This is a genomic window from Roseinatronobacter thiooxidans, from assembly GCF_001870675.1.
In the GTDB taxonomy this organism is placed as follows: domain Bacteria; phylum Pseudomonadota; class Alphaproteobacteria; order Rhodobacterales; family Rhodobacteraceae; genus Roseinatronobacter; species Roseinatronobacter thiooxidans.
Genome location: NZ_MEHT01000044.1, coordinates 91,691 through 115,056 on the forward strand (window position 1 = coordinate 91,691; position 23,366 = coordinate 115,056).

Consider the following 23,366-nt stretch of genomic DNA (forward strand, 5'->3'; position numbering starts at 1 on the left):
TGCCTGTGTAGCGTGTTCCAGACAAGCTTGGGCGTCGACCGTCGGACAAGCGTTCGGCGGCAAGGGACACCACAGAATGAACGACAGGATTCTCAGTTGCGATGTGCTGATTGTCGGGGGTGGACCGGCTGGCCTGTCTGTGGCAGCAGCCCTGCCCGACGATGTCCGCACCATACTCGTGCATCAGGATCATGAAATCGGCCTGCCAATCCGGACATCGGGGGGATGCTGGATGCAAGATGTCAAGCGGCTTGGCATTCCGGATGGGATGTATAACCGTCTGAACACCAACGAAGCGTTTGCCGATGACGCGCATGCGCCCCTTCCCATGGGCAATGCAGTGCCGGTCATCCTCGATACGCCGAAGCTGTATAAATGGCTTGCGCAGCAATCTGACCACAAGGACCGGACCTTGCTTCTGGGGACCAAGTTTCTGTCCACCCGCCTGCGCGAAGACGGGCTGTATGAAAGTAGCATTCGCGCCCGCGACAGCGCGTATGATCGCATTGTCTCGAAATATATCGTCGATGGATCGGGCTGGCATTTCGCGGTTCTGGCAGCCCTTGGCCTAGCCCGGAAACCGGAGCGCCTTGCCGTGGGAAGCGAGTACGAATACCCCTTGGGCAAGAATGCGCCGGATCGTGGGGTCATCTTTTTCGGAAGCAAGGTGCCAGCAGGATATGGATGGTCCTTTGGCACAGCGCAAGGAACCTTGCGCATCGGGGTCGGGGTGATCCAGCCCGATACCGAAAAATCCCCCCGCGACCTGCTGGATGCTGTGGTACAGGACAAGGCCTATCTTGACAGGCTTGGACTGACGCTGGACGGCGAGCCGGTCATGCATAGCGGAATACTGCCCTCGGTCGCCTATGATGACCGTCTTGTGTTCGGCAATGTGATCCGCGTTGGCGATGCGGCCAATTTCGCAACCCCGACCATCGGAGAAGGAATCCGGATCTGTATCGAGTTGGGCAGGCTTCTTGGCAAACAGCTTGGCAAGGCCGTGAAAACCGGGCGTCACGCGCCCCTGATGGCGTATGAACGCCAATGCAGGCGCAAGCTGAAGCGCGATTACAAATGGGGATTTCTGGTCAATACCCGCGCCGCAAGATACACGCCAGAGGACTGGAACAGATCCGTTCGCAGGATGGGCAAGCTGGGACCAGAGGCGGTTGTCGCAACGCTGCGCGGTGAATTCCCGCCAGTCAAGATCGCCAAAATCCTGCTGACCGTGATACGGCCTTATCTGCGCGCGCGTCTGCACCGCCTGAGATCAAGATTTGGGCGGGTGTGAAGGCGGCATGCCTGAAAGGGGGCCGCGCAGCTACAACACAGCATTTCCCGCCTGACAGAGGGGGCGCGCGTCGGTGGCCCTTATGGGCAGGGGGCTGCGTTGCGGCAGAATTCCGCCATGCGCCTGCGCGGAATCGGGGGCCATAGTCCCGGCGCTGCGCGGCACGGGTCAGGTTTCCAATGTCCATCAAAAGCCCTCAAGCCCGCCACTACCCCGCTGATGCGCCAACGCCAGCACTACCGTTGCGCTACCGTCCAGTCGGGATGCACCCAAGGTTCCAGATTGGCGCTTGGCAGGCTGCGGCCCAGCATATGATCCGCGATTTTCTCGCCCACCATGATCGAGGGTGCATTCAGATTGCCATTTGGGATGCGCGGAAAGATCGAGCTGTCTGCCACACGCAACCCCTCAACGCCAATCACACGGCCCTGCGGGTCTACCACAGCGCGCGCATCCTCGCGCCGCCCCATCTTTGCTGTCCCACAGGGGTGGTAGGCACTTTCGACATGGGCGCGGATAAACGCATCAAGGGCCGCATCCTCCTGCACCTCGGCCCCGGGCTGGATCTCCGCCCGAAAGTAAGGCTCAAACGCGGCCTGCCCCATGATCTCGCGCGTCAGGCGGATGCAGTTGCGGAAATCTTCCCAATCCTGCGGATCGCTCATGTAATTGAAACAGATGCGCGGCGCGTCTTGCGGGCGGGCAGAGCGCAGCTTCACCCAGCCACGGCTGGCCGATCGCATCGGCCCGACATGCGTCTGAAACCCGTGCCCCTCGGCCACAGCCGTGCCATCATACCGCACAGCGATTGGCAGGAAATGGTATTGGATGTCGGGGTAATCGATGCCCGCGCGCGACCGGATAAAGGCGCAGGCCTCAAACTGGTTCGATGCCCCCGGCCCTGTGCGCGCGAACATCCACTGTGCGCCCACCCATGCCTTTCCCAGCAGGTTCCAGTATTTATAAAGCGTGATCGGCAGGCTTGCTGCATATTGCAGATAAAGTTCCAGATGATCTTGCAGGTTCTGGCCCACACCCGCGCGATCTGCCCGTACCGTGATCCCATGCTCTGCCAGATGCGTAGCAGGGCCAATGCCCGAGAGCATCAGCAGTTTCGGGGTATTGATGCTTGAGGCGGCCAACACCACCTCCGCCCTCGCGCGCAGCTCGCGCCCGTCTTGCAAGGCCACACCGATGGCGCGGTTCTGCGCGTCAAACAGCACCCGTGCCACCTCACCGCGCACAAGTGTCGCGCGGCCCCCCGCCAGTGCAGGGCGCAGATAGGCCCGCGCCGCAGACCAGCGCTGGCCCTGCCAGATCGTGGCCTCCATCGCGCCAAAACCCTCTTGCTGCGCGCCGTTATAATCCTGGGTCGCGCGGTAGCCCGCCTGCTGCCCTGCCGCGATAAACGCATCGAATAACGGGTTGTCGCGCGCGCCACGGCTGACATGCACAGGCCCCCCCTGCCCGCGCCACGCGGAGCTATCACCCCCGTGCCAATCTTCCATGCGCTGGAAATAGGGCAGCACATCGGCATAGCGCCAGCCATCGGCACCCGCTTCGGCCCAATGGTCAAAATCGCGCGCATGGCCGCGCACATAGACCATGCCATTGATGCTGGACGACCCGCCAATCACCCGCCCGCGCGGACAGGCCAGCACGCGCCCGCCCAGATGCGGCTCCGGCTCGGTCTGGAAGCCCCAATCATAGCGGCGCATATTCATCGGATAAGACAGCGCACCGGGCATCTGGATGAAGGGGCCGGCATCGGTGCCGCCTGCCTCGATCACGATGACAGTATGTCCGGCCTCGGCCAGCCTATAGGCCACCGCACACCCGCCAGAGCCTGCGCCCACGACAATATACTCCGCCTCTGTCATGCTGATCCCCTGACACTCATCAAATTCATCGCCCCAAGCATGTTGCAAACCACCATGAAAAGCCGGGCGCCCGGGCCGACAGGCCCGCCAAACACTCTCTTCGCGCCCCTCTTGGGGCGCGGCAATCAGGTCAAACCCGTGCGGCTTGGTGCCTCATTCAATAGGGGGCATCGACATCGCCCAAGCCCAGATAGACCGACTTGATCCGCGTGTAATGCTCCAGCGCCGCATGCCCGTTTTCGCGGCCCACACCACTGGCTTTCACCCCGCCAAAGGGCATTTCCACAGGCGTCAGGTTATAGGCATTGATCCAGCAGGTGCCCGCCTCCAGCCGTCCGACAACGCGGTGCGCGCGCGAGATGTCGCGCGTGAACACCCCCGCTGCCAGCCCGTATTCGGTGGCATTGGCGCGTGCGATAACCTCATCCTCGTCGTCGAAATCCAGCACCGCCATGACAGGGCCGAATATCTCTTCGCGCGCAATCACCATATCATCGCGCACATCGGCAAAAACTGTGGGCTGCACAAAACAGCCCAACTCCCCCACACGCGCGCCGCCACAAACCAGCCGCGCGCCCTCGGCCTTGCCCTGCGCGATATAGTCCAGCACCTTGCGCATCTGCCCGTCCGACACCAGCGGCCCCATCTGTGTGCCCTCATCCAGCGGATCACCCAGCACAATCCGGCCCGCACGCGAAGCCAGCTTTTCCAGAAACGCATCTTTCACGGCACGGTGTACAAATACCCGCGTCCCGTTGGAACAGATCTGCCCTGCCGAGTAGAAATTCGCCAGCATCGCCGCACCCACGGCATTGTCCAGATCAGCATCCTCAAACAGGATCAGCGGCGATTTGCCGCCCAGTTCCATCGTGGCTGCCTTGATCCCCTCGGCCGCGCTTGCATACACCTTGCGCCCTGTCGGAACCGAGCCTGTCAGCGACACTTTGGCCACGCGCGGATCGGTCACCAATGCGGCCCCTACATCGCCCATGCCCTGCACCACATTGAACAGCCCGTCAGGCAAGCCCGCCTCTTGCAGTATTTCGCCCAAAGCCAGCGCCGACAAAGGCGTCATCTCTGATGGTTTGAACACCATAGCATTGCCAAAGGCCAATGCAGGGGCCGCTTTCCAGCAGGCGATCTGCATCGGGTAGTTCCACGCACCAATGCCGACGCAGACCCCCAACGCCTCGCGCAGCGTATAGGCCATGTCACGGCCCAGCGGGATGGTCTGGCCAGTTACAGTTGCGGCGAAACCGGCGAAATATTCCAATGCATCCGCGCCCGAGGCTGCATCGGCCACCAGCGTTTCCTGCAAGGGCTTGCCAGTGTCCAGCGTCTCCAACACTGACAAATCCCGATTGCGCGCGCGCAAGATATCCGCCGCGCGGCGCAGGATGCGCCCGCGCTCGACCGGCGGGCGGGCCGCCCAATCCTTTTGCGCCTCTGCCGCTGCGGCAAGCGCCCTGTCGATCACCGCAGGCGTTGCGGCATGCAGTCGCGCGACAACCTCGCCGGTTGCGGGATAGATGCTGTCAAACCCTGCACCTGCAGGGTCTTCCACCCATTGGCCCCCGATGAAATGGCTGGCTTTTGGTTGTGCTCTCATCTGTTGCCCCCTTCTATCGCGGCCTCGATCCAGTCCTGGACGTGTTGTGCGGCGCGGGTTCCATCCGGCTCTCCTGTGCCCAACGCTTCATGCAGGTAGACCCCGTCGATCATTGCGGCCGCGCCTTCGGCCAGTTCCGGCGCGCGCGAGAACGCCAGCGGGCGCAATGCAAAACGCAGGTTAGAGCGCAACCGCGCCTGATATATCCGTAACAGGCGCGCGGCCTCTTGGTTGCGCTGCGCCATGACGTAGAAGTTCAGCCACGCCGCCACCACTTCGCGCCGGAAATTGCTGCCCGTGAATGACACGCGCACCAGCGCACGCAGCCGCCCCTGCGGGCTTTCCGCGGCCACCAGCGCGCCGCGAATCTCTGCCCCGTAAACCGATAGGACATGGCGCATCGCGGCCAGAAACATCTGGTCCTTGGAGCCGAAATAATGATGTGCCAGCGCCGAGGACATGCCCGCACGCTTTGCAATCCGGCTAACCGTCACATCAAGCGAGCCGGTTTGCCCGATCTCGACAATCGCGGCCTTGATCAATGCGTCGCGCCTGATAGGCTCCATCCCAAGCTTCGGCATTCCGATATCCTGCACCTAGAATTCAGTTTTTCGTTGCAGACTGACTAGCCGATTGTTTATTGATTGGTCAATCAAGAAAAGAAAACAACTGGGAGAGATGACATGACCCTGCGCCTGACAACCTTCGCCACAGCCGCCACTTTGGCCGCCGCCCCCGCATTCGCTGAATGCACATCGGTGACCTTCTCGGATGTGGGCTGGACCGACATCACCGCCACCACAGCCGTCGCCACCACGCTGCTGGATGCCCTGGGCTATGAAACAAACACTTTGGTGCTGTCGGTGCCAGTGACCTACACCTCTATGGCCAATGGCGATATTGATGTGTTCCTTGGCAACTGGATGCCCACGATGGAAGCCGACATCGCCCCCTACCGCGAGGCGGGCACAGTCGAGACAGTGCGCCGCAACCTTGCAGGCGCGAAATATACGCTGGCCACCAACACGCACGGTGCCGCACTGGGCATTGCCGATTTCGCCGATATTGCGGCGAATGCCGAGGCATTGGAAAACCGCATTTACGGGATCGAGCCGGGCAATGACGGCAACCGCCTGATCTTGGACATGATCGACGCCGATGCGTTCGGGCTTGGCGGGTTTGAAGTTGTCGAAAGCTCCGAGCAAGGCATGCTGGCACAGGTCGCACGCGCGGACCGGCGCGGAGAACCTGTTGTCTTTCTGGGGTGGGAGCCGCACCCGATGAATGCCAATTTCGACATGACCTATCTGGCGGGCGGCGATGAGTGGTTCGGGCCTGATTTCGGCGGGGCAGAAGTCTATACCAACACCCGCGCAGGTCTGGTCGAGGAATGCCCCAATCTGGGCATCTTCCTGAACAATCTGGAATTCACGCTGGAGATGGAAAACGAGATCATGGGCGCGATCCTGAATGATGGAACCGTCCCCGAGGCGGCGGCCCTGGCATGGCTTTCGGCCAATCAGGATGCGATCAGCCCGTGGCTGGAAGGCGTAACAACCCGCGATGGCGGGGACGCGCTGGCCGCAGTTCTGGCTGTGCTGGAGGAATGAGCCACCAAACCCAGAGGCCCCGGATCAAGTCCGGGGCCATGTTGCGCGACCGCCTCGGACTTGATCCGGGGCCCCTTGGTCAGGACTAGCAAGACGATGTCAGATTTCCTGACCAAACCCATTCTGGATGCAAAAATTCCTGTTGGCCGCACTGTCGCCAGTGCCTTCGACTGGCTGCAAGACACGTTCATCACGGCCTTTGACGGGTTGGAAGCGGGGCTTCGCACCATTATCGGCCTGCTGGCCTCTGCCTTGCAGACTCCGCACCCGTTTGCTGTCATCGCGGCGTTTTGTGCGATCACATGGGTCTTGCAGCGCAGATGGGTGCCTGTGCTGATCGTCGCGTTTTGTGCCTTATTCGCGCTGAACCAAGGCTATTGGATGCTGACCATGCAAACCCTGACTCTGGTCATCGCGTCCTGTGTGGTCTGCATGGGCGTGGGCGTGCCGCTTGGCATCTATGCCGCGCATCACCCCCGCTTTTACCGCGCCCTCACCCCGGTGCTGGATCTGATGCAGACCTTGCCGGTATTCGTCTATCTGATTCCAGTGCTGGTTCTGTTCGGCCTTGGCATGGTACCGGGGCTGGTGGCGACCGTCATCTTTGCCATGCCCGCCGCGATCCGGCTGACGGAACTGGGCATCCGCTCCACCCCTACGGCCTTATCTGAAGCGGCGACCGCATTCGGCGCAACCACTGCCCAGCGCATCTGGAAAGTGGAATTGCCCTTTGCCTTTCCCCAGATCATGGCAGGATTGAACCAGACCATCATGCTCTCGCTCTCGATGGTTGTGATCGCGGGTTTGGTCGGCGCGCCCGGGCTTGGTGTGTCCATCGTGCGCGCGCTCAACACTGTCAATGCCAGCCTTGGGTTCGAGGCAGGCGCGGTTATTGTAGCTGTCGCCATCATGCTCGACCGGATGCTGCGCGTAGAGGTGAAGCGATGAGCACCCCCGCCGTCCGCTTCCAGCATGTCTCGATCGTCTTTGGCCCCAACCCCGGCAAGGCCCTTGCGCTGATGGACGCAGGCAAAAGCCGCGACGACATCAAGCGCGCCACGGGTCAGGTTCTGGGCGTGCATGACTGCTCGCTTGATGTGGGCACAGGCGAAATCGTCGTGCTGATGGGCCTGTCGGGGTCGGGCAAATCAACCCTTTTGCGCGCTGTCAACGGGCTGAACCCCATCGTGCAGGGCGATGTGCTGGTCAATGACGGCAGCGGGCTTGTCTCTGTCCCCAAGGCCAGCCGCGCGAAGCTGCGCCAGTTGCGCATGAAAAGCGTGGCAATGGTGTTTCAGCAATTCGGCCTGTTGCCCTGGCGCTCTGTGCGCGAGAATGTGGGGCTGGGGCTGGAACTGGCGGGCATCGGCGCGCGCGACCGGCGCGCAAAGATCGATATGCAACTGGAACTCGTGGGCCTGACGCAATGGGCCGACCAGCCCGTCAGCGCGTTGTCAGGCGGCATGCAACAGCGTGTGGGCCTTGCCCGCGCCTTTGCCACAGATGCACCGATCCTGCTGATGGACGAGCCCTTTTCCGCGCTTGACCCCCTCATCCGCGCGCGGCTGCAAGATGAATTGCTGGAATTGCAGGACCGCTTGAAGCGCACCATCATCTTTGTCAGCCATGATCTGGACGAGGCGTTCAAACTGGGCAACCGCATCGCAATTCTCGAAGGCGGGCGCATGATCCAATGCGGCACACCGGCTGAGATCTTCTCGAACCCCGCCAATGCCTATGTGGCCGATTTCGTGGCCAATATGAACCCGCTGGGCGTGTTGCGCGCGCGCGATGCGCTGGTCTCTGGCCCCGCCCCCGCATCCACCCGCAGCGTCGATATCGACACCCCCATCCGCGCAGTGATGGAGCAGTTCGGCCCCGAAGATGACTGTCTTGGCGTGACCGAGGGCGCGCGGCCCGCAGGCCATATCTCGCGCGCCTCGGTGATGGATGCCCTAACCGTCAGACGCGGTGCGCGCTGACTTGGGCTTTCACCCTTGTTCAAATATCCAAAAAACGCCTGGCCCCCGCAAGACAGTTGGCCTCACTGCGCCCAATCAGGCTTGCGCTTGTCCAGAAAGGCCGAAATCCCCTCCTCTGTGTCACGCCACAGCATGTTTTCTACCATGACGCCCCCCGCATGGGCATAGGCATCGGCCACGCTCATCTGGGCTTGCTGGTAAAACGCCTGTTTGCCAACCCGCACCGCCGATGACAGTTTGGCCGCCACTGTTGCCGCGAGTTGATCAGTATGCGCGCGCAATTCAGAATGGGGCACAACATGATTGACCAAGCCCAGCGCCTGCGCGCGCTCTGCCTCGATGAAGGCCCCTGTTGTCAGCATCTCGAAGGCGGCCTTGCGTGGAATGTTGCGCGTCAATGCCACCATAGGCGTGGAACAGAACAGCCCGATATTCACCCCGTTTACCCCAAACCGCGTGCCCTGTGCCGCCACCGCCATGTCACAAGACGCCACAAGCTGGCACCCCGCTGCCGTGGCAATTCCATGCACTTCGGCGATGACAGGTTGCGGCAGCGCAGGGATCATCAGCATCACCTCGGTGCAGCGCGCGAACAGATCGGCGAAATACGCAGCACCCTTATCCGCCTGCGCACGTCCGGCCTGCATCTCGCCCAAATCATGGCCTGCGCAAAATGCCTTGCCCGCCCCCGACAGAACAATCACCCGGACAGACCTGTCTTGCCCCAGCGCGCCCAGCTGTGCTTGTAATGCCGCCAACATCGCATCCGACAGCGCATTCAGCTTTGCAGGGCGGTTCATCTCCAGCCGTGCCACCCCGTCCGCGACGTCACAGCGCAGAATTTCATCTTCCATCTTGCATATCCTTCTGCTTTTGATGTGAGCTTAGACAGATAACATGTGCAGGAAAAGCCCAGTTCGGGCGTGGCAGGAGGAACAGGTGACACCAACAACCCTGAAAATGGACCAAGAGGCCCTCAGCCAGTTCCTCATATCCGAATTTCCACAAGTGGCCCATATGTTCGCCATCGACGCGCTCGCCCCGATGGCCGCGACAGTGCGCCTGTTGAACGACGAACGCCACCTGCGCCCGGGCGGCACGGTTTCCGGCCCGGCCATGTTTGCCCTGGCCGATGTGGCGGTCTATCTGGCCATCATGGCCATGATCGGACCAAAAGCGCTGAGTGTGACCACGAATTGCTCTATCGATTTCATGCGCAAACCCGCCGCCGGTGTCGATCTGATCTGCCACACGCGCCTGCTGAAACTGGGCCGCGTGCTTGCTGTGGGCGAATGCCTGATCTACTCGGAGGGGCATGACACGCCCGTGGCGCGCGCAGCTCTCACCTATTCCATCCCGCCCGCGCCATAACGCGCAGGGTCGCCGCACAGGCGCAAGGCGCATGGCCCCTCTTCGGGCCATGCGCCGATAGGGTGGGTGGGTGGGCGCCTGTGCGGCGACCCGGCTTCCCCACAGCACACCGGCCTGATAAGACCGCGCCAAATCCGACCCAAGAGGCCCCCATGACCCCTGCCGCCCGCCTTCAGGCCGCTGCCGAAATCCTTGACCAAACCCTCAATGGCATGCCCGCCGAACAGGCCCTGACACGCTGGGCGCGCAACAGCCGCTATGCAGGCTCCAAGGACAGGGCGGCCGTGCGCGACATTGTCTTCGACGCGCTGCGGTGCAAACGCTCTTTCGCGCATCTGGGCGGGGCGGAAACCGGACGCGGGCTGATTCTGGGGGCCTTGCGCGCGCAAGGCCAAGACCCTGCGGCGCAGTTCACTGGCACAGGCCATGCGCCCGCTCCCCTCACCCCCGCAGAGGCCGCCTATACCCCCCCGCCCATGCCACAGACTGTCGCGCTCGACTGCCCCGAATGGCTGGCCCCACAGCTTGACGCCAGCCTTGCTGCGCAATTCGCGCCTGCCCTTCAGGCCCTGCGCCAGCGTGCACCTGTGTTTTTGCGCGTCAACACTGCCCGCATTTCTCGGGATCAGGCCATCGCCCTGCTGGCACAGGACGGCATTGAGGCCACCCTGCACCCCCTCGCCCCGACCGCGCTGGAGGTCAAAACCAACCCGCGCGCAATCCAGCAATCCAAAGCCTATCTTGACGGGTTGGTAGAATTGCAAGATGCCGCCTCGCAGGCTGTGATCGCGGCGCTGCCGCCCGTACAGGGCAAAACCGTGCTTGATTACTGTGCAGGTGGCGGCGGCAAAGCCTTGGCGCTGGCAGCACTTGGCGCGCTTGTGACAGCACATGACGCAAACCCCGCCCGCATGCAGGATATACCGCCACGGGCGAAACGCGCGCAGGCCAGCATCACGCTGTCAAACCGGCCAGAGGGCCAGTTCGATCTTGTCCTGACCGATGTGCCCTGCTCCGGCTCTGGCAGCTGGCGGCGCAGCCCCGCTGGGAAATGGGCGCTTACTCCAGAAGGGCTGGAAAAGCTGCACCTTATACAGGCGCATATCCTCGACAAGGCGAAAACCCATATGCGCCATGACGGGTATCTCGCCTATGTCACCTGCTCCATGCTGGCCTCTGAGAACCACGACCAGATCACCGCATTTCTGGGCCGGAACCCTGATCTGGAGCTGGTGAAGGACCGCCAGTTCACACCGCAGGACGGCGGCGACGGCTTTTATCTCGCGCTGATCAATACGCGAAAAACGTGAAATAACTATACTTTTGGTTGCATAGCGCGTGCGATGACCCCAAAATCGCATTAACCAGAAGTTAAGAATTTCTCGGTATATTTTATGTGAAAGTTATTTTTTGGGGTCGCATTTGCGCGTGTCACGTTTTGTATCTTTGGGCCGCGATTTACCGCTGATGGCAGAGGCGGTGCCAAATTCCGCCTTGGCCGCTTTGGCGAGCAGCGGGGTCGTACTGGGCCTTTTGGGGCTGCTATCGGCCTCGGCTGTGACATCACTGGCTTATGTAAGCGCGGGCACCGCGCTACTGCTACTGGGCGGTGTTGCATGGGGTGCAAAGCACCTGATGGGCGCAATCAGAACCCGCGACAAGCGGCGCCTTATGCAGCTTTTGGGCGGGTCCGGGGCGGCATATATCCTTGCCGATGAAGATGGGCACATACTGTGGCAAAACAGTGCCGCAGCCACCCATTTCGGCAGTGACATACCCTGCGATCTCAGCGCCATCCTGTCGGATATGCACGCCAACCCCGACGGCTTTGTCACGCGTATGCATGATCTTGCCTGCGCGACCGACAGCGCAGACCATCACCTTGCATTGCACAACACGCATAGGGCCTATCATGTTGCCAAGCTTGGCGACGCGCAATTCCTCTGGCGGATCGATCTTGAAAACCTGTCTGCACCCAGCGCGCCGTTGCCCGATGAAAACCCAGCCCCCCCTGCGCCGCATATACAAAACACCGCGGCGCAACCGGATGACACACAGCATCTGCAAACACTGCCCGTCGGGCTGGCGCATATCAACATCGAGGGGCAGTTAACCTATGTTAACGACGAAGCCCGCCGCCTTTTGGGTATGCGCGACACCTGTCTTCCGCGTCTGAGCGACCTTCTCGAAGGGCTTGGGCGGCCTGTGGCGGAATGGATCGCCGACATCGCTGCGGGGCGCATCGCCCGTTCAACCGAAGTCCTGCGTTTGAAGCAGAATTTTTCAGAAACCTATCTGAAAGTCACCCTCACGGCCCCCCCGTTTGCAGAGGCAGGATTCATTGTTGTCGTGTTCAGTGATGTGACCGAGTTGAAATCGCTCGAGGCGAAATTCTCTCAAAGCCAGAAAATGCAGGCCATCGGGCAGCTGGCGGGGGGGGTGGCGCATGATTTCAACAACCTTCTGACGGCTATTTCCGGGCATTGCGACCTGTTACTGCTGCGCCATGACCGCAGCGATCTGGATTTCCCTGATCTGATGCAGATACAACAAAATACCAACCGCGCCGCAGCCCTGGTGCGCCAGCTGCTGGCCTTGTCGCGCCAGCAAACCCTGAAATTCGAAACGCTCGATCTGCATGAAACGATAGAAGATGTGACGCATCTGCTGAATCGTCTGGTGGGCGAAAAAGTGACACTGACTTTACGCCATGGCACCGATGTCGCCCCCATCAGATCCGACAAGCGCCAGTTCGAGCAGATCTTGATGAACCTTGTGGTAAATGCCCGCGACGCGCTGCCAATGGGCGGCGAAATTCGGATCGAGACGGAAACCCGCCCCCTGCCACAGGGACTAACGCGCGAGAATGTCCAGCTGCCGCCGGGAACCTATACATTGATCACGATCAGCGACGATGGTGTGGGAATCCCGCAAGCGCTAATCGGCAAGGTGTTCGAGCCGTTTTTCACCACAAAACGTCAGGGAGAGGGGACAGGACTTGGCCTGTCCACTGTCTACGGGATCGTCAAACAATCCGGCGGATATATTTTTGTTGATAGCGAGGAGGGTGTAGGCGCAAGCTTTACCCTCTATTTCGCCGCCCAAAAACCGGCACCCCCCGTGCCCGAAACGCCCACTCGGGACAGCTTGCACAACACGGCCCTGCACTTGCGGCATGCGCTCATTCTGCTGGTCGAGGATGAAACGCCTGTGCGCTCTTTCGCGGCCCGCGCGCTAGAACTGCAAGGCCACAAGGTGCTTGAGGCAGATTGCGGCGAAGCCGCATTGGATATTTTGACAGACCACACCATCCGCCCGGATTGTTTTGTCACAGATGTCATCATGCCCGGCCTTGATGGTCCCAGCTGGATCGCGGAAATCCGCGACAGATTTCCGGAAACACCTGTGATTTTCATGTCCGGCTATGCCGAAGACAGCCGTGTTGCCGCGCAGGCGCGAATCAGCAACGCAACATTCCTTGGCAAACCCTTTTCACTGGCCGAATTCACCCAAACCGTGAATGCGCAACTGCGCGAGCCAGTCAAGGCGGCCTGACCACCCTGCCCTTGGCGGGCCATTCAGCAGCCCTTGCCGAAAGATCATGTTCATGCAAAATAGTGAACATGATAAATACATCAGCAGAGCCGCGCCCGCTCTTGGGCGTCTTTTGGATGTTCGTGACGGGCCTGTGCTTTGTCGCGGTGACTGCTTTGGTCAAGTATCTGGGCGATGACATGCCCGCTGCGCAATCCGCATTCCTGCGCTATCTTTTGGGGCTGGTTTTTTTGCTGCCCATGCTGTCCTCGCTGCGCGCTGTGCGCTTTACACGGGAGAACCTGACATTCTTTGGCCTGCGCGGGTTCCTTCATGCGCTGGGTGTTGTCCTGTGGTTTTACGCGATGACACAAATCTCTTTGGCAGAGGTGACGGCCATGAATTACCTGTCGCCGATCTATATCACCTTGGGCGCGGCGCTATTTCTGGGCGAAAAACTGGCGTTGCGGCGCATTATTGCGGTGATTATGGCGTTTATGGGCGCACTCATCATCCTGCGCCCGGGCCTGCGCGAAATCTCGCCGGGGCATATCGCCATGATCGGCACAGCGATCTTGTTTGCGGCATCCTATCTGATGGCCAAACGCATGTCAGGTCAGGTCAATGCGTCAGTCGTGGTCGGGATGCTGTCGATCACCGTGACAATCTGTCTGGCCCCTTTCGCCGCCGCAGTCTGGACACCCCCGACTGCCACCCAAATTTTCTGGCTGTTCTGGGTCGCGGCATTTGCAACGGCGGGCCATTTTGCCATGACACTTGCCTTTGCAGCCGCGCCTGTAACCATCACCCAGCCGGTAACTTTTTTGCAACTTGTCTGGGCCGTAGCCCTTGGCGCATTGCTGTTTGGCGAAGCTGTCGATGCGTTCGTCGTTCTGGGGGGGCTGGTCATTATGGCGTCGGTTGTATTTATCAGCTGGCGCGAGGCGGTCTTGCGCAAACAGGCACGACGAGAGGCCCCCACCCCCTAAAGCATTTCGGTTTTTCCTTGAAACACCGAAATGCTTTACCTTTTCGTTTGCCGCAATTTCGAACCGAAAAAGTCTATCAGCTTTTTCTGAAATTGCTTCCAGCCGTGCCCGCCTGCATCACAACTCGGCCATCACCTCATCCGACATCTCGAAATTGGCTGTTACTTTCTGCACATCATCATCATCTTCCAAAGCGTCGATCAGCTTCATCAATGCGCGCGCGCCATCAAGGTCCAGTTCGGTCGTGGTCTGCGGTTTCCAGACCAGTCTGGTGCTGGACGCCTCGCCCAACGCCTCTTCCAATGCAGAAGATACCGCAGCAAGATCAGTGTCCTCGCACCAGATCACATGCTCATCCTCGCCCGTCTCGACATCTTCCGCGCCCGCGTCGATTGCCGCAAGCATGATCGTTTCGGCATCGCCCACAGCCAGCGGGTAAACCACCTGCCCCTTGCGGTCGAACATGAAGGCAACAGACCCAGTCTCGCCCAGATTTCCGCCATGTTTAGAGAAGGTCGAGCGCACATTGGACGCCGTGCGATTGCGGTTATCGGTCATCGCCTCAACGATCACGGCAACCCCGCTTGGCCCATAACCCTCATACCGGATTTCGTCATAATTCTCGGCATCGCCGCCCTGCGATTTCTTGATCGCGCGCTCGATATTGTCTTTGGGCATCGAGACGGCCTTGGCTTCTTTCACCGCCAGACGCAGACGCGGGTTTTTGTCAGGGTCCGGATCGCCCATCTTGGCCGCGACCGTAATCTCTTTGGAGAGCTTCGAGAAAAGCTTCGCACGCACCGCGTCCTGACGGCCTTTGCGATGCTGAATATTGGCCCATTTGGAATGGCCTGCCATGAAATCCTCCGACGTTCGTGCCACGCTATGGGCGCGTCTTAGACCAGTGCCATGGGCACTAGCAAGCCCCCTGCGCCACGGTCAAACATGAAAAACGCCCGCAAATGCGGGCGTTTCCTCATAAATTCGCAACTCGCATCACGCGGCGCGCGACACCAGCATGTCATTGACCTGCTTTTGGGCAATCGCTTCATCCCCGCCAACAACAGCGGCAACTTCGCGGGTCAGGCGTTCCAGCGCGGCTTCATACAGCTGACGCTCGGAATAGGATTGCTCGCGCTGGTCATCGCTGCGGTGCAGGTCGCGCACCACTTCGGCAATTGCCAACAGGTCGCCAGAGTTGATTTTCTGTTCATATTCCTGTGCGCGGCGCGACCACATCGCCCGCTTCACGCGGGCTTTGCCTTTCAGCGTGGCAAGCGCCTTGTTCACCAATTCGGGCGAGGAGAGCGAACGCATGCCCACTGTGACTGCCTTATTCGTTGGCACGCGCAGGGTCATTTTTTCTTTCTCGAAGGAAATAACGAAAAGTTCCAGCTTCAGCCCGGCAATTTCCTGTTCCTCGATCGATACAATCTGCCCAACACCATGTGCAGGATACACAACATATTCATTCGGACGAAACTCGGATTTTTTCATTTTCGACATTCAGTTCTTCCCCACAAGGCCCCGATTACGGCAAAATAACGCAGTCAGGCCCCCCTAGGTTCCTGTCACACACGGTATTAAGGCGATAAAAAAACGGCAGTTGGCAGACCTGCCGATGCGAGACGGTTTCTATTCTGTATGATTCTATATCACAGAATTGCCGAAAAACAAAGCACCTTGGTAACAGTTATCTGACACCCTATCGAGAGCAGAGAGCGCGCTTATCCGCCCTCTCCGGGGTTTTCAGAGAAGTACTTGTCCAGCTTGCCAGTCTCTCCGTCGCGTTCGGTCGCTTCGGGCAGCGGGTCTTTCTTCGTAATGATAACAGGCCATTTTTCGGAATATTTCCGGTTGAACTCGACCCATTCTTCCATCGCAGGCTCGGTATCTGGGCGGATGGCATCGGCGGGGCATTCGGGTTCGCATACACCACAATCGATGCATTCATCAGGGTGAATCACCAACATATTCTCGCCCTCGTAGAAGCAGTCTACCGGACAGACCTCTACGCAATCGGTGTATTTGCAGGCGATGCAGTTGTCGATCACCACATAGGTCATGATGCCATCCTCAGTCTGGGTATCTGCGCAAGCGCATGGGGTTCGCAGGGGACATAATCCAGCCCCTGCAATCAATCAAGCGCATCTGGCAGCCCTGCGGCAAATCGGCGACGGTCGCGTTTGTCGGGGCGGCCGCCCGAAACGGGAACAGGGCGCGACAGGTCTTTGGGCGGTGGCGGTGGCGAGAGGTCTTCGTAGAGCGCGCGCGCCTCGGGTGCGGGGCCGCGGCGGGTGCCAAGTGCCAATATGCGCAGCACAACAACCCGTTCCCCCACCGCGAATGTCAGAACATCGCCAGCGCCCACGGCATAGGCGGGCTTGGCGATGCGGTTGGCATTGACCCGCACCCCCGGCCCTTCGACCAGCTTGGATGCAAGCGCGCGTGATTTCACAAACCGCGCCTGCCAAAGCCATTTGTCCAGCCGCAGCGTCGGGCGCGGGCCTGTCACGCGCTTAGCCTTTGGTTTTCAACCCCATCAACGCCGCCGCAAACGGGTTGTCAGGGTCGATCCGGTCAGACTTGCGCGGGGCGGCTTGCGCCGCATAATCGCGCTTGGGTTCCGGCTTTTTGCCCTTCGGCTTGGCGCCTTTGGGCTTGCCACCCTTGGGCCGCGCGTCCTGGGGCTTGTGTTGCGGGCGCGAGTCCTTGCGCGGGCGCGGTGCCCAAGTGAAGGTGAAGAACACCTCTGGCGGGTCTTCTGCAACCGGCTCGGGGGCAAGTTCGGGCGCGGGCGCTGCCAACTGTGTTTCAGCGGGTTCCGCGGCGGCCTGTGCATCGGGAAGCACTGGTTCTGCCCCCTCTGCTGGCTGCTCTGGCTTGGCCTTCACACGCTCTGCCCGCTCGGCTTTATAGCCCAGCCCTTCCATCAGATCGGCGAATTGCTCCAATGTGGTGCCGGTGATCGACAGCATATCGGGGGTCGCTTCAAAGCCCGACCGGCTGTCGCAGGCGCGCAGCAGATCGGCCAGACGTTCCAACATGTCAATGCGGATCGCACGCGCGCCCGCAGGGCGATAGCCCGCCATCATATAATGGTCAGAGGGGACTTCGGGAATATGCGGTATCGTCACCAGCCCCGGTGGCGGGCTTTCGGGAAACTCGTCCAGCCCCTCGGCCAGCGAGCGCAAGACCAGACGCAGCCGTGTTGGCGCAGGCTTCAGCAGCAGCGGCAGGAAGATCGTATATTGCCCGAACCGCACCCCATGCTTGCGCAGCAATCCGCGCGCGTCCTGATCCAGCGCCTTGATGTCGGATGCAATGCGTTCGCGCGGGATCACGCCCATCGCTTCGACCATCTGAAAGGCAATGCCGCGCGCCAGGCCATTCAGCGTTTCGTCGCGTGACATGTTCATCAACGGCTCGAACAAGGCGGCAATCTTGCGATCGATGAAATGCTGCAAACGGCGGCGCACCTTTTCAGCGACATCATGGCCCGCTTCATCATCGACAAAGGCAGCAATCTGCGGACGCATCGCATCATCGCCGCGCACCAGCTTGCCCACGGCCGAATCGCCCCACATCAGCCCGCCCTGTTCGGTAAAGTCGAACTCGGTATCGGGCGCATTGTAGAATTTGTCAGCGCGCAGGTGGAACAATGGCGTCAGCGCCGCCAGAGAGGCCTGCCGCAGTGTTTTCGCTTCATCTGCGCTGGCGGTCTGGTCCTGCCGGAAGCGGAAACCTTCCAACCGCCCCATCAGTTCACCCTCGACCGTCACTTCGCCTTTGTCATTCACCTCAGCCACAAGGCTCTCCTTCTGTTTCAACCGGCGCAGCAACACGCTGGTGCGCCGGTCAACAAATCTTTGCGTCAATCGCGCATGCAGCGCGTCTGACAAGCGGTCTTCTACAGCGCGCGTTGCCCCGCGCCAATGCTTTTCGTCATCCACCCACCCTTTGCGCTGCGCGATATAGGTCCATGTGCGGATATAGGCCAGCCGTTTCGACAACACGTCAATGTCGCCATCGGTTCGGTCGATGCGCTGAATGTTGCGCGCCAGCCAGTCTGTGTCGATCCGCCCCGCGCCATGCAGGAACTCGAACACCTGCCCCAGAAGGGCGGCATGTTCGGCGGCTGAGATGCCGCGAAAATCGGGCACGCGGCAGACATCCCACAACAAGCGCAGGTCGCGGGCATCGCGCAGCCTGTCGCGCGTCTCGGGCATGTCGATCAGCGCCTTCAACGCCTGCACATCATCAGCATCGCGCGCGCGTGTCAGCCAGTCGTTATTCGTATGCGTCTCGAGCGAGGCGATCAGCCGCTCTGGCGTGCCGAATTCCAGCCGCGCGTTGCGCCAATGCAGCTTGCGCACGGGCAGGAACTGGTGGTTCTCGATGGCCTCGATCACCTCATCGGGCAAGGGGCGCGCCTCGCCCGTCACACCGAAGCTGCCATCATTCTGGTACCGTCCGGCGCGGCCTGCAATCTGGGCCAGTTCATCAGGGCCAAGCGGACGCATCCGCCGCCCGTCGAATTTGCGGGTGGCAGAAAAGGCGACATGCTTGATATCAAGGTTCAGGCCCATGCCAATCGCATCGGTCGCCACCAGATAATCGACATCGCCATTCTGGTATAGTTCGACCTGCGCATTGCGCGTGCGCGGCGAGAGCGCGCCCATCACCACTGCGCAGCCGCCTTTCTGACGGCGGATCAATTCTGCAATGGCATATACATTCTCGACACTAAACCCCACAATCGCACTGCGCGCGGGCATGCGGCTTATCTTTTTTGAACCCGAATAGCTGAGTTGCGACATTCGTTCGCGGCGCTGAAAATGCACGCCCGGCACCAAGGCCGCGATGGCGGGCCGCATCGTGTCCGACCCCATGAAAAGCGTCTCATGCAAGCCGCGCGCATGCAGCAGGCGGTCGGTAAAAACATGGCCCCTGTCGGGGTCATTGCACAACTGAATTTCGTCAATGGCCACGAAATCCGCGCCAATCTCAAGTGGCATCGCCTCGACTGTGCAAACCCAATATTGGGTGCGGTCGGGGACGATCCGCTCTTCCCCTGTGACAAGCGCCACACAATCGGGGCCACGCAGCGCGCGGATTTTGTCATACACCTCGCGCGCCAACAGGCGCAGCGGCAGGCCGATTACGCCCGTGCGATAGGCCAGCATGCGTTCTATCGCGTAATGTGTCTTGCCGGTATTCGTGGGACCGAGCACCGCAACAGCCCGAGACTGCGCGCGCATATTCATCTGCCCTACCCCCTAAAGTCGTGCTTACGCCGTTTACAGCGTGATGCCGCCCAAACGCCGTTCCAACCGCTCTAGCGCGGCTTTTACGTCATTGCGATGCGGGTGTATAGCTTCGGCGGCAAGATAGGCTTTCTGGGCGCGGTCAAATTCGGAGAGATCCTCGAAAATGCGGCCCAAGCCTGTCAGGGCAGAGAAATGATGCGGATTGCGGCTAAGGGTTTCTTGCAGATCCGCGATCGAGCGCCCGACCTTGCCATCCATGAACCAAGCCGTCGCGCGCGCATGGTATCCTTCGGCAAAATCCGGCGCGTGGTCGATCAGGGCCGTAAAATGTTCAATCGCCGCCGCGCTGTCGCCACGGCGCAACGCATCGCGGCCACGTTGCAACAGCAGGTCAGCACTGGCAGAGCCAGAGCGCGACCACTGGCGGACAAGCTGGCGCTCGATCCTGTGCCACCCTTCCAGATCGGGGTCGCGCAACTGTTCCAGCAAACTCGCCACCTCGTCCGAGAGGCGCAGATCGCTGGCCTGCGCAGGCGCAAGCATGAAAAACCCGGCAAATGCCGCAACGACAGGATTGAGAAAAGCGGTTCGCGTGATCATATTGGGGAGTGTAGCGCATTTGATGCGCGAATCCATATGCGCATCATCACAAAACGGAGCAGATCATGAGCGACATTCTTACCCATGCCATCGCCGCGCTAAGCAAACGCCTGTCAGACGGGTTTGACGGCACCGCCAAATTCGAGATCGAGGGCGAAGGGACAATCATGGTCGACGAAGCGGGCGTGCGCGCGGGCGACGAGGCCGCAGAGGTCACCATGATCGCCAATGCCGAGACGTTCCAAGGAATTATCGAGGGCGATGTGAACCCGACCATGGCCTTCATGTCCGGCAAGCTGAAGGTCGAAGGCGACATGGGCATGGCCATGAAGCTGGGTGCCGCGCTAAGTTGATGCAAAGCACCGCCCCGTTTTTCGCCGGAATTGCAGATGCGCCACCACCACAGCGCGTGATCTGGACACAAGCGGCAGACGGGGCGCGGCTGCGCCTTGCGCTATGGCCCGAAGGGCCAAAGGGCATGGTTGCAATTTTTCCGGGCCGCACAGAAGTTATCGAAAAATATGGCCGCGTCATCAGTGATCTGACACAGGCAGGGTACGGCGCGGCGGCCATCGACTGGCGCGGTCAGGGCTTGTCCGACCGCCTGCCCGCAACCCCGCTATTGGGCGATGTGGCCGATTTTGCGCTGTATCAACAAGATGTCGCAGCCTATTGTGCAGCATTGGACGAACACGCACCCGATGCGGCCCGCTTCGTGCTGGCGCATTCAATGGGCGGCTGTATCGCGCTGCGTGCGCTGACACAGGGGTTTGGCGGGCGCGCTGTCAGTTTCAGCGCCCCCATGTGGGGCCTGCCGCTAACGGGCGCGACCAGACGCGCCATTGGCGTATTGCGCAGCGCGCTGCGGCTGACACGGCTGGATATGCGCGAAATACCCGGCGCTGGGATTGAATTTCGTCTTTGGGAAAACCCGTTTGATACCAACGAACTGACCGCCGACTTTGACACCTATCACTGGATGCAGGCGCAGGTGCAGGCGCAGCCAGAGCTGCGCCTTGGCGCGCCCAGTCTGCGCTGGGTCGCCGCCGCGCTGGCCGAAATCGCAGCGCTGAAACTGGCCCCCTCGCCCGATATTCCAGCATTTTGCGGGCTTGGAACGCGGGAAATGCTGGTTTCACCGCAAGCGATTGAAGCGCGCATGGCCGACTGGCCGCAGGGGCGGCTGGAAATTTTTGACGGGGCCTTGCATGAACTGCTGATGGAACGGCCAGCCACGCGCGACGCTTTCTTGCGCGCTACAATCGAGCTATTCGACGCGCATCAACCCTGATCGCGCCGCGCGCCCATCGCTTCGCGCCAATGCACCCGACACAGCGAGACATAGGTCTCATTGCCGCCGATCTGCACCTGTGCGCCGTCTTGCAGTGCCGCGCCATCTGCCCCCATGCGCACCACCATCGTGGCTTTTTTCCCGCAATGGCAGATTGTGCGCACTTCGCGCATCTCATCCGCCAAGGCCAGCAGCGCCGCCGATCCGGGGAAAAGCTGGCCGCGAAAATCCACCCGCAGCCCGTAGCACATGACCGGCACACCCAGATCATCTACCGCGCGCGCCAGTTGCCAGACCTGCGCTTCGGTCAGGAATTGCGCCTCGTCTATAAAGACACAATGCACCGGCCCGTCTTGCAGGTGGGTGGCGATACAGTCGAACAGGTCACTGTCCGGGGTGAAGGTCTGCGCGGGCGCACCAATCCCGATGCGCGAGGCAATGCGCGACGGGCCAGCACGGTCGTCAAACGCGGCTGTCAGAAGCAAAGGCACCATGCCGCGTTCGCGGTAATTATGCGCAGCCTGCAACAGCACGGTCGATTTGCCCGCGTTCATGGTCGAATAATGGAAATACAGCTTGGCCATGGTCCAGCGCATTAACCGCTTTTCCCAAGGGCCGGAAGTGCAGATACGCGATGTGGCAGGAAAGCTGTGGCACTGTGTGGCAGGCTGGTTTATTCACCCCTCAAACACAGGAGTGCTGCCCATGACCGCCACAATCTACGGCATCAAGACATGCGACACATGCCGCAAGGCCATCAAGGCCATGCCACACGCCCAGTTCCGCGACATCCGCGCCGCGCCGCTGACGCAAGAGGAACGCACCGAGTTTCTGGCAGCTTTCGGCGACGCCCTGATCAACCGTGCCTCGACCACTTGGCGCGGGCTGGATGACGCCGCCAAAGAACAACCCCCGCAAGACTTGCTGGCACAGCACCCGGCATTGATGAAACGCCCTGTCATTCGCGCAAATGGCGCGCTTTATCTGGGCTGGAAAGCCGATGTGCAAAAGGCGCTTGGTATAGCATAACGCCCCATCGCGCGCAGCCGTTACAGCAATTTCAAATCGCTGGCAGATTCGCGCCCGTCGCGGCCTGCGCGCAATTCATAGGCTATTTTCTGGTCATCTGCCAAACCTGTCAGGCCCGCGCGTTCAACTGCCGAAATATGCACGAACACGTCCTTGCCGCCATCTTCGGGCGCAATAAACCCGTAGCCTTTGGATGTATTAAACCACTTCACTGTGCCTGTCGGCATAGGTCTTCTCCTCGTTCTCGGTCCCCGTGGCGTAATTGCCCTCGGGTCGTTCAGCCAGCTTCCTTGGCCGGCTGCGAAAACAGAGGCATCTTAGAAAGTCTGTCATCCCACACCAAATTTTGCCATAGACAGGTTAAAACGCAAGGGTTTTGGACATATCTGCACAACATGACGCAGTTTTGCCCACCATACAGAAGGATGCTGAGAAGATGCGCAACGCGGCCCTGACATTGGGACTTATCGGCGGGCTATGGGGCATGCTGGTGGGGTTTTTCAGCTTCGGATATACGGATTTGCTGATTCGCTACCCAGAATTGGCTGACATTACCGGCGGGGTTGCGAATATGGCGCTGATCCGCACGATGAGCCTGCTTGCCCCTGTGCTGGCGATTGCGGGCGCGGCTATGGCGCGGTCGGTCAATCTGGTGGCGGGGGTGTTGCTGCTGGTCTCTGCCACGGGGATGTATTTCACCTTCGGGTTTGGGGTGTTCACCATGTTCCCCATTGCCATGTGCGCGCTTGCAGGTGTTCTGGCGCTGGCCGCGCGCCAGCCTGATCCGCATTAAAACCTTGACTTTTCGGGGCGCATCCCCCATCTGGCACACATCTGCAACTTGCCGCGTGAGCTAGATTAAGTGTTGCAGTCAGGGCATGAGGCCCGACCACAGCTTCCCGACATC

At 60.5% G+C, this 23,366-nt stretch carries 24 protein-coding genes; 12 read left to right on the forward strand and 12 right to left on the reverse strand.

The annotated features are described in order from the left end of the window. The first annotated feature begins 76 nt into the window (after positions 1–76). Positions 77–1,294: an FAD-dependent monooxygenase gene (locus BG455_RS12750; RefSeq protein WP_071470374.1), complete on the forward strand. Its 1,218-nt coding sequence runs from the start codon at positions 77–79 to the stop codon at positions 1,292–1,294. Positions 1,295–1,530: 236 nt separating this feature from the next. Here BG455_RS12750 and betA read toward each other — a convergent pair whose 3' ends face one another. The 3 genes from betA to betI all read right to left on the reverse strand — a co-directional run bounded on the left by betA (position 1,531) and on the right by betI (position 5,364). Beyond that, positions 1,531–3,174: a choline dehydrogenase gene (gene betA / locus BG455_RS12755; protein WP_071470375.1), complete on the reverse strand. Its 1,644-nt coding sequence runs from the start codon at positions 3,172–3,174 to the stop codon at positions 1,531–1,533. 157 nt (positions 3,175–3,331) lie between these two features. Next, positions 3,332–4,783, reverse strand: a complete 1,452-nt coding sequence (betB, locus tag BG455_RS12760; RefSeq protein ID WP_071470376.1) for a betaine-aldehyde dehydrogenase — start codon at positions 4,781–4,783, stop codon at positions 3,332–3,334. After that, on the reverse strand, positions 4,780–5,364 hold the full coding sequence (gene betI / locus BG455_RS12765; RefSeq protein WP_111361124.1) for a choline-binding transcriptional repressor BetI: 585 nt from the start codon (positions 5,362–5,364) through the stop codon (positions 4,780–4,782). The genes betB and betI overlap by 4 nt, the downstream gene beginning before the upstream one ends. A gap of 102 nt (positions 5,365–5,466) precedes the next feature. Here betI and choX point away from each other — a divergent pair, with 102 nt between their 5' ends. The 3 genes from choX to choV all read left to right on the forward strand — a co-directional run bounded on the left by choX (position 5,467) and on the right by choV (position 8,375). Beyond that, the gene (choX, locus tag BG455_RS12770) at positions 5,467–6,393 is read left to right on the forward strand and encodes a choline ABC transporter substrate-binding protein (RefSeq protein ID WP_071470377.1); all 927 of its coding nucleotides are present in this window, start codon (positions 5,467–5,469) and stop codon (positions 6,391–6,393) included. A gap of 96 nt (positions 6,394–6,489) precedes the next feature. Then, on the forward strand, positions 6,490–7,341 hold the full coding sequence (gene choW / locus BG455_RS12775) for a choline ABC transporter permease subunit (RefSeq protein WP_071470378.1): 852 nt from the start codon (positions 6,490–6,492) through the stop codon (positions 7,339–7,341). Beyond that, a complete protein-coding gene (gene choV / locus BG455_RS12780) occupies positions 7,338–8,375 on the forward strand; it encodes a choline ABC transporter ATP-binding protein (RefSeq protein WP_071470379.1) in 1,038 nt (345 codons plus the stop codon). The genes choW and choV overlap by 4 nt, the downstream gene beginning before the upstream one ends. A 62-nt stretch (positions 8,376–8,437) precedes the next feature. Here the strand turns inward: choV and BG455_RS12785 are convergent, their stop codons facing one another. Continuing rightward, positions 8,438–9,229, reverse strand: coding sequence for an enoyl-CoA hydratase (locus tag BG455_RS12785; protein WP_071470380.1), 792 nt, complete (start codon positions 9,227–9,229; stop codon positions 8,438–8,440). 106 nt (positions 9,230–9,335) lie between these two features. Between BG455_RS12785 and BG455_RS12790 the strand changes: the two genes are divergently transcribed. From BG455_RS12790 to BG455_RS12805, 4 genes are all read left to right on the forward strand, one after another. Further along, positions 9,336–9,746, forward strand: a complete 411-nt coding sequence (locus BG455_RS12790; RefSeq protein ID WP_084386388.1) for a PaaI family thioesterase — start codon at positions 9,336–9,338, stop codon at positions 9,744–9,746. Between the two features lie 152 nt (positions 9,747–9,898). After that, the gene (locus tag BG455_RS12795) at positions 9,899–11,056 is read left to right on the forward strand and encodes an RsmB/NOP family class I SAM-dependent RNA methyltransferase (RefSeq protein WP_071470382.1); all 1,158 of its coding nucleotides are present in this window, start codon (positions 9,899–9,901) and stop codon (positions 11,054–11,056) included. A 118-nt stretch (positions 11,057–11,174) separates the two neighbouring features. Continuing rightward, positions 11,175–13,301 (forward strand): hybrid sensor histidine kinase/response regulator, encoded by a 2,127-nt coding sequence (locus BG455_RS12800; protein ID WP_245735547.1) that lies wholly within the window; start codon positions 11,175–11,177, stop codon positions 13,299–13,301. A 68-nt stretch (positions 13,302–13,369) separates the two neighbouring features. Continuing rightward, positions 13,370–14,269, forward strand: a complete 900-nt coding sequence (locus tag BG455_RS12805) for a DMT family transporter (RefSeq protein WP_071470383.1) — start codon at positions 13,370–13,372, stop codon at positions 14,267–14,269. Positions 14,270–14,386: 117 nt separating this feature from the next. Here BG455_RS12805 and BG455_RS12810 read toward each other — a convergent pair whose 3' ends face one another. From BG455_RS12810 to BG455_RS12835, 6 genes are all read right to left on the reverse strand, one after another. After that, positions 14,387–15,127 carry a YebC/PmpR family DNA-binding transcriptional regulator gene (locus BG455_RS12810; RefSeq protein ID WP_071470384.1) on the reverse strand — a complete coding sequence of 247 codons (741 nt, stop codon included), beginning with the start codon at positions 15,125–15,127 and terminating at the stop codon, positions 14,387–14,389. Between the two features lie 138 nt (positions 15,128–15,265). Further along, positions 15,266–15,775, reverse strand: coding sequence for a CarD family transcriptional regulator (locus BG455_RS12815; protein WP_071470385.1), 510 nt, complete (start codon positions 15,773–15,775; stop codon positions 15,266–15,268). Positions 15,776–15,996: 221 nt separating this feature from the next. Then, positions 15,997–16,335 (reverse strand): ferredoxin FdxA, encoded by a 339-nt coding sequence (fdxA, locus tag BG455_RS12820; protein ID WP_071470386.1) that lies wholly within the window; start codon positions 16,333–16,335, stop codon positions 15,997–15,999. Positions 16,336–16,406: 71 nt separating this feature from the next. Then, complete coding sequence (locus BG455_RS12825; RefSeq protein WP_071470387.1) at positions 16,407–16,784, reverse strand: RNA-binding S4 domain-containing protein; 378 nt, start codon at positions 16,782–16,784, stop codon at positions 16,407–16,409. A 4-nt stretch (positions 16,785–16,788) separates the two neighbouring features. Further along, positions 16,789–19,530, reverse strand: coding sequence for a helicase-related protein (locus BG455_RS12830; protein WP_071470597.1), 2,742 nt, complete (start codon positions 19,528–19,530; stop codon positions 16,789–16,791). Between the two features lie 39 nt (positions 19,531–19,569). Next, positions 19,570–20,139, reverse strand: coding sequence for a tetratricopeptide repeat protein (locus BG455_RS12835; RefSeq protein ID WP_071470598.1), 570 nt, complete (start codon positions 20,137–20,139; stop codon positions 19,570–19,572). 65 nt (positions 20,140–20,204) lie between these two features. On the opposite strand from BG455_RS12835, the gene BG455_RS12840 reads away from it, so the two are divergent. Both BG455_RS12840 and BG455_RS12845 read left to right on the forward strand, forming a co-directional pair. Next, positions 20,205–20,492, forward strand: a complete 288-nt coding sequence (locus BG455_RS12840) for an SCP2 sterol-binding domain-containing protein (protein ID WP_071470388.1) — start codon at positions 20,205–20,207, stop codon at positions 20,490–20,492. After that, positions 20,492–21,430, forward strand: a complete 939-nt coding sequence (locus BG455_RS12845) for an alpha/beta fold hydrolase (protein WP_071470389.1) — start codon at positions 20,492–20,494, stop codon at positions 21,428–21,430. Before BG455_RS12840 ends, BG455_RS12845 begins: the two co-directional genes overlap by 1 nt. Here BG455_RS12845 and BG455_RS12850 read toward each other — a convergent pair. Further along, positions 21,421–22,014 carry a thymidine kinase gene (locus BG455_RS12850; protein WP_071470390.1) on the reverse strand — a complete coding sequence of 198 codons (594 nt, stop codon included), beginning with the start codon at positions 22,012–22,014 and terminating at the stop codon, positions 21,421–21,423. The genes BG455_RS12845 and BG455_RS12850 overlap by 10 nt on opposite strands. Positions 22,015–22,135: 121 nt before the next feature. On the opposite strand from BG455_RS12850, the gene BG455_RS12855 reads away from it, so the two are divergent. Further along, positions 22,136–22,459: an arsenate reductase family protein gene (locus BG455_RS12855; RefSeq protein WP_071470599.1), complete on the forward strand. Its 324-nt coding sequence runs from the start codon at positions 22,136–22,138 to the stop codon at positions 22,457–22,459. Between the two features lie 20 nt (positions 22,460–22,479). On the opposite strand, the gene BG455_RS12860 is transcribed toward BG455_RS12855, so the two are convergent. Next, positions 22,480–22,686 carry a cold-shock protein gene (locus BG455_RS12860; RefSeq protein WP_071470391.1) on the reverse strand — a complete coding sequence of 69 codons (207 nt, stop codon included), beginning with the start codon at positions 22,684–22,686 and terminating at the stop codon, positions 22,480–22,482. Positions 22,687–22,895: 209 nt separating this feature from the next. Between BG455_RS12860 and BG455_RS12865 the strand changes: the two genes are divergently transcribed. Next, positions 22,896–23,252, forward strand: coding sequence for a hypothetical protein (locus tag BG455_RS12865; RefSeq protein ID WP_071470600.1), 357 nt, complete (start codon positions 22,896–22,898; stop codon positions 23,250–23,252). Positions 23,253–23,366: the final 114 nt, after the last annotated feature.